This is a genomic window from Parvimonas sp. D9, from assembly GCF_035282565.1.
Lineage (GTDB): Bacteria > Bacillota > Clostridia > Tissierellales > Peptoniphilaceae > Parvimonas > Parvimonas micra.
The window spans coordinates 1-245 of the sequence record NZ_JAYKBM010000241.1; the positions used below are offsets into that span (position 1 = coordinate 1).

The 245-nt window shown below is 29.0% G+C and carries 1 pseudogene; it reads left to right on the top strand.

The features are described from left to right. A pseudogene (locus VJI94_RS08725) lies at positions 1-213 on the top strand (iron ABC transporter permease); the annotation flags it as partial. Between the last annotated feature and the right edge of the window lie 32 nt (positions 214-245).

Below are 245 nucleotides of genomic sequence, written 5' to 3' on the forward strand. Positions count from 1 at the left end.
GTTTCAATTTTTTCTTTTATAGTAGTAATAGTTCCGTTTATAACATTTGCTCTTACTTCTGTAACTATAAATATGGGTAAGCCATTGTCTGAAAGAAATATTTCATTTAGATTTTGGAAACAAATGATTACAAGAGATAGTATATTGAGTTCTACAATGAACATTATGATTGCAGATTGTGCTGCAGCATTTTTGGGGATAATAATTTCTTGAATGATGTCTTATTTGCTTGAAAGAACGAGAGT